Below are 283 nucleotides of genomic sequence, written 5' to 3'. Positions count from 1 at the left end.
AATCACATATTCATCACCATCCAGTGCCGCAGTGGTGCGTACAGCCTGTAAATCTGAGCCTGTACCTGGTTCCGTCATTGCAATAGCGGTGACCGTTTCACCTGTCGCCATTTTAGGCAGCCATTTTTGTTTTTGCTCTTCATTGCCAAAGTTGTTGATATAGTTGGCAACGATGTCTGAATGTAAGGAAAATCCTGTGCTTGAGTCCATAGCATAGGCCTGCTCTTCAATCAGGATCATGCTGTATAGACGATCCACACCTGAACCACCATATTGTTCTGGC

Annotated in this window: 1 protein-coding gene; it reads right to left on the bottom strand. The window is 45.9% G+C overall.

Features of this window, described 5'->3' with window-relative positions; genetic code table 11:
• On the bottom strand, nt 1–283 hold a 283-nt coding region (locus B4H32_RS09250; protein WP_286802368.1), incomplete at both ends, for an acyl-CoA dehydrogenase family protein.

This window comes from Acinetobacter sp. UBA2063, from assembly GCF_002333245.1.
GTDB lineage: Bacteria > Pseudomonadota > Gammaproteobacteria > Pseudomonadales > Moraxellaceae > Acinetobacter > Acinetobacter parvus.
This window is presented reverse-complemented; position numbering and strand designations above follow the sequence as displayed.